At 42.9% G+C, this 5,074-nt stretch carries 4 protein-coding genes; 3 read left to right on the forward strand and 1 reads right to left on the reverse strand.

All coding sequences use genetic code 11. The annotated features are described in order from the left end of the window. Positions 1–372, reverse strand: a 372-nt coding sequence (locus tag U9Q77_05735) for a periplasmic heavy metal sensor (GenBank protein ID MEA3286857.1), incomplete at its 3' end; no start/stop codon positions are given. Positions 373–520: 148 nt separating this feature from the next. Here U9Q77_05735 and U9Q77_05740 point away from each other — a divergent pair. The 3 genes from U9Q77_05740 to U9Q77_05750 all read left to right on the forward strand — a co-directional run bounded on the left by U9Q77_05740 (position 521) and on the right by U9Q77_05750 (position 4,331). After that, positions 521–1,669, forward strand: a complete 1,149-nt coding sequence (locus tag U9Q77_05740; GenBank protein ID MEA3286858.1) for a cysteine desulfurase family protein — start codon at positions 521–523, stop codon at positions 1,667–1,669. A gap of 40 nt (positions 1,670–1,709) precedes the next feature. Then, positions 1,710–2,417 (forward strand): response regulator transcription factor, encoded by a 708-nt coding sequence (locus U9Q77_05745; GenBank protein MEA3286859.1) that lies wholly within the window; start codon positions 1,710–1,712, stop codon positions 2,415–2,417. A 144-nt stretch (positions 2,418–2,561) separates the two neighbouring features. Continuing rightward, on the forward strand, positions 2,562–4,331 hold the full coding sequence (locus U9Q77_05750; protein MEA3286860.1) for an ATP-binding protein: 1,770 nt from the start codon (positions 2,562–2,564) through the stop codon (positions 4,329–4,331). Positions 4,332–5,074: the final 743 nt, after the last annotated feature.

The raw sequence follows: 5,074 nt of genomic DNA on the forward strand, positions 1-5,074 counted from the left end.
AAATTGGTCAGCGGTTAATACCTTTTTGACTTTCAACATATGATCAATCCTGGCTTTGTCCAGTTTGACCTCAATGGCACCGATCTTGTCAACCTGAGCATATAATTTCTTTTTATTGGGGTCATCAGTTTGACGTAGCTTGCGCAACTTCAGACGTTCCAATTGTAATTCAGCTCGCAGGTCAATGGCCTGGGCTTCTTTCTTGAATCGGAGTTCCTGCATTTGTTGCTCTTGTTCTGCAGTGAGATTTAACTCTGTGCGCATGAACTGTTGTCCATCTCCATTTCCTCGTATTCCACGAGGTGGTTGGGCAAAGCTTGGCAAGGCAAGCGCCAAGGTTAGAGTCAACAGTATTGTTCTTTGTAATTTCATGATTCACATCCTTTCTATTATTTTCAAAATTCTGTGTATTTAGATTGCGACTTTGCCAGAAGGTTAAGAAGGAGCTTTTTTTCTGAATTTGTCCCTTCTATGGCTTATTATCAGACGTTTATTCAGCTCAGCCAAAAAGGAGCGAATCATGCAGTTAGCAAATGGCGATATTTATCTGGATTATAATGCAACAACACCAACTGATCCTCAGGTCCTCGCAGCAATGGAACCGTACCTGCTAACCGAATTTGGAAATCCATCTAGCAATCACGCGCTCGGTCGTGAAACTCATGCGGCTGTTGAAATTGCTCGTAATCAAGTAGCTGGCTTGTTGGGATGTCTTCCGGAAGAGATCATCTTTACGTCTGGGGGATCCGAATCAAATAACATGGCTCTCAAAGGTATTGCAGCAAAGCATCTTAATCGGGGTGAACACATTGTCATATCAGCCATAGAACACCCTGCCGTCACTCAGGTGGTCAACTATCTTAAAACCCAGGGTTTTCGGATTTCTTATTTGCCAGTTAATAGCCAGGGGGTTGTGAATTCTGAAGATTTGGAAGAGATCATTACGAGCAAGACAATTCTGGTTTCAGTGATGCATGCCAATAATGAGGTCGGTAGTATTCAACCAATTGAGGAATTGGTGAGGATCGCCCACGGAGTTGGGGCAGTATTTCACACAGATGCGGCACAGTCAGTATCTAAAATTCCTGTTAATGTCAACGACTTAGGCTGTGATCTTCTGACGATTGCCGGGCATAAACTCTATGCTCCTAAAGGAGTCGGGGTCTTATATGTCAAGAGCGGAATCAGTCTGGAGCCACTGATCCATGGTGCTGACCACGAGCGGGGTATGCGAGCAGGAACTGAGAATGTGGCTCAGATTGTTGGTCTTGGTAAAGCTGCAGAGTTAGCTGAGCAGGGTTTGAGTGAAGAAATGCAAAGCATGGGTTATTTACGCGATCGGTTGCAGGCAAGCTTGAAGCAAGCCTTTCCAGAAATGCGTGTAAATGCCTTGGAAGCACCCCGTTTACCAAACACCTTGAGTATTAGTTTCGCGGGCATCTCAGCTTTAGATATTATAGCAGAATTAGATCAGATAATGGTTTCTTCAGGAGCAGCTTGTCATAGCTCGGACGGCCAGGGGTCTGGTGTTTTGGAAGCAATGGGAGTGCCCCTGCCATATCAGCTCGGTACTTTGAGGATATCATTGGGGCGCTTTTGCGATGAGGAACAGGTGAAACAAGCCTCTGGGATGTTGATCGAGACTATCGAAAAAATTCAAAATCAATAGAATCCTAACTGAATGCTAACATTGGTGATTAAATTTTGCCATGACAAATTCGAAAAATAATACAGTTCTTGTGGTGGATGACGAAGAAGATATTCGTGAGCTCGTTCGATATAATCTGACCAAAGCTGGCTTTGAAACCCTGGGGACTGGAACTGGAGAAGAAGCGCTTACACTAGCCCGTGAGGAAAACCCAACCCTTGTTGTACTGGATCTCATGCTCCCTGGAATAGATGGTCTTGATGTCTGTCGTATTCTGAAGAATGATGCGAGAACTGATGGTATTTGTATCATCATGTTATCAGCAAAGGGAGAAGAGGCGGATATTGTTCGTGGTCTTGAGATCGGTGCTGATGATTATATCACAAAGCCGTTTAGTCCAGACATTCTGACTGCCCGAGTAAGGGCTAATATTCGTAAAACTACTGGCTCAAAAAGCAATGAGGGAGTTCTGGAATATCAGAACCTCTATATCCACAAAGGGCGTCATGAGGTTTTAATAGCAGGTGTTCCAATCACTCTCACTAACTCTGAATTTAGAATACTCTATTTCTTAGTATCCAACCCGAACTGGGTCTTCACCCGTGCTCAAATCATTGAAGCGGTGAAGGGGGATAACTACCCCGTGACGGAACGGTCTGTTGACTTTCAAATTGTAGGTTTGCGTAAGAAAATGGGGCCGGTCGGTGACACAATTAAAACGGTTCGCGGTGTTGGCTACCGTTTTGTAGAGCCAGAAAAAGAAGTATAGAATTACTTTTTGTGATGTAATACCAATTGAACCGCGATTTAGAATTAGTGCTGGTTAGGGAAGTCCTGTTTGTCTCATCTCAGCAGCCTGCTATATTATTCCAAATTTGACCCGATCTAAGAGCATCCATAACTTGAGAAAGATGTGAAAAAACAAAAACTGATCTATCGCCTGTTTTTCCTGTATATTTCACTGGCGGTAGGGGCGATATTTCTGATTGTGCTGTTTGCTTCTAATCTTGTCGAACAGTTCTATTTTGATCAAAAAATTGATGATCTCCGTGTTCGATCTATTCTTGTTTCTGAAATATTACATGATCCAGAAGGGATAATTCTGGTAGATTTGCAATATCTAGTGACCCGTATTGGCCATGAAACAAAAACAAGAATTACGTTAATTGATCATCTGGGTAAGGTTCTTGCAGATTCTGAAGGAGATCCCTTACACATGAATCTACATAATGACCGGCCTGAAATCATACTTGCGTTGAAGGAGGGTGTTGGTGTTAATCGTAGGTGGAGCTTTACCCTAGAGCAGGAGCACCTCTACTTCGCGCGAGTGATCAGAGATTTAAAACCTCCAATTGTTGTGAGAATATCAGTTCCGACAGAGGCATTACACGAAGCTTTACATTCTATAAAACTGCGGCTAAGTATAATCGGTGCCATCGTTGTCATATTGATGGCTGCTGTAAATTGGTATGTTTCCCGAGTGATCACGCGACCCATTCAAGTAATGGAAGCTGGCGCAAAGCGATTTGCTCGAGGAAAACTAAAGATAAAAGTTCCTGAGTCAGACATATATGAGTTGGGGAGTCTTGCCAGATCTCTAAACGAAATGGCAGAACAGATTTTTGATCGGATCAGACTGATTACTCAACAAAAGAATGAGCAGATCGCCATCCTTTCCAGTATGAACGAGGGCGTTATTGCTCTCGATTCCAAAGGAATGATCCTCTCAATAAATCGAGCAGCTGCTGTCATGTTTGGATTAAAGTTGAAACAAGTAAAATATCGACCGATCCACGAGGTCATTCGGCATGTGGCACTTAACGAATTTGTGCTTAGGGTATCGAAACATAAGCATGGTCAAGACTGTCGCATTACCCTATATGAGCCAGAGGAACGGATACTGAACGTCATCGGGACCAGAATGCCATCGAAAAAGGGTGCCAACGGTGGAGTCGTCATTGTATTTACCGATCTTACCCAACTTCAAAAACTGGAGGGAGTCAGGCGAGAATTTGTAGCAAATGTTTCCCATGAACTGAAAACGCCGATTACATCCATACTGGGATATGTAGAAACTTTACAGGGTGGTGCCATGCGTGATCCAAAAGATGCTAGGCATTTTCTGGAGATTATCTCAAAGCACAGTAATCGGTTGGGTCAGATTGTGGATGATCTGTTAGAATTATCAAGAATCGAAGAAATCTCACCAAGGAATGAAAAACAATACCTTGAGAATGTATTTGTTGGTGACTTGATAGAATCGATACTGTCTGACTATCAGAGTACAGCCGATTTAAAGGAGATTGCGTTTAAGCAGGAGATCGCTGGGGGTATTCAAATTCTGGTCAATCCAAAGTTAGTTACCTTAGCCATCGGCAACCTGATCGATAATGCTCTGAAGTATTCTGGGAATCATTCAGAAGTGTTGATCCGCTGCCAGAATAGTAAAAAGAAGGTTATCCTGGACGTGATAGACTCAGGACCAGGGATCGAGAAGGAACATCTCCCACGAATCTTCGAAAGATTTTACCGGATCGACAAAGGGCGCAGTAGAGAGGTTGGAGGAACTGGATTGGGCTTATCCATTGTAAAGCACATTGTTCGCATCCATGATGCAGAGATCCAGGTAAAAAGTACTCTCGGAGAGGGCACTACTTTTTCGATCACGTTTATAAAGTATTAAGAAACAATAATATATGATACAATGTGATCTCTGTTGTTTGTGCAATTACATGAATAACAATAACGTATCATTTACCCCACGCTTTAGAGGCTGTGTGAGAATAGGGACAACTCTTACCCCATGCTTTAGCTTGGGGGTATGATAACCTACTGTATCCTTGGGCTTTAGCCCAGTATTGTTGGGCTAAAGCCCTCCTTTTTAATATTTTTATAATCCCCAGGCTGAAGCCTGGGGTAAGTATCAATAGCAACAGTACTATACGTAGATAACTAAAGATAATGTTAGAAAGTAATTATTCCGGCGCAATGAAGTTTTCACACAGCCTTTTTAGCGTGGGGATCTGGGACTCACCTCCAAAAGGGCTTTAGCCCAAGACAACCAGCTACACAGTTGGGCTAAAGCCCTGAGTTTCTAGTGATCTGTTAACTCCCCAAGCTAAAGCATGGGGTCATTACAAAACGCTACAACCTTCAACTGAATTTTGTCAATAGTTACTAGTAACTCTAATGGTAACAGTGTATTGCGCAAACTCCATAGGTCACTTTAGTTGTATTCACCTCATACTCAGTCAATTACAACTATTTTAGAGAAACTTCTGTAGATAATAAAAAAACGGGGGCCGCTTTTCAGCAGCCCCCCTGTGTGTGAGGGTACAACCTCTGTGTGTGAAGGAGAACCTTATTTGAGTAGCATCATTTTCCCGGTGAGAACTTCCTGTGCCGTTTGTATTTGATAGATATAGA

Source organism: Candidatus Neomarinimicrobiota bacterium, from assembly GCA_034716895.1.
In the GTDB taxonomy this organism is placed as follows: Bacteria; Fidelibacterota; UBA8477; order UBA8477; family JABMPR01; genus JABMPR01.

Excerpts from the sequence above, each read along its gene's own strand:
- U9Q77_05745 (MEA3286859.1), top strand. The coding sequence starts at position 1,710 with ATGACAAATTCGAAAAATAATACAGTTCTTGTGGTGGATGACGAAGAA.
- U9Q77_05740 (MEA3286858.1), top strand. The coding sequence starts at position 521 with ATGCAGTTAGCAAATGGCGATATTTATCTGGATTATAATGCAACAACA.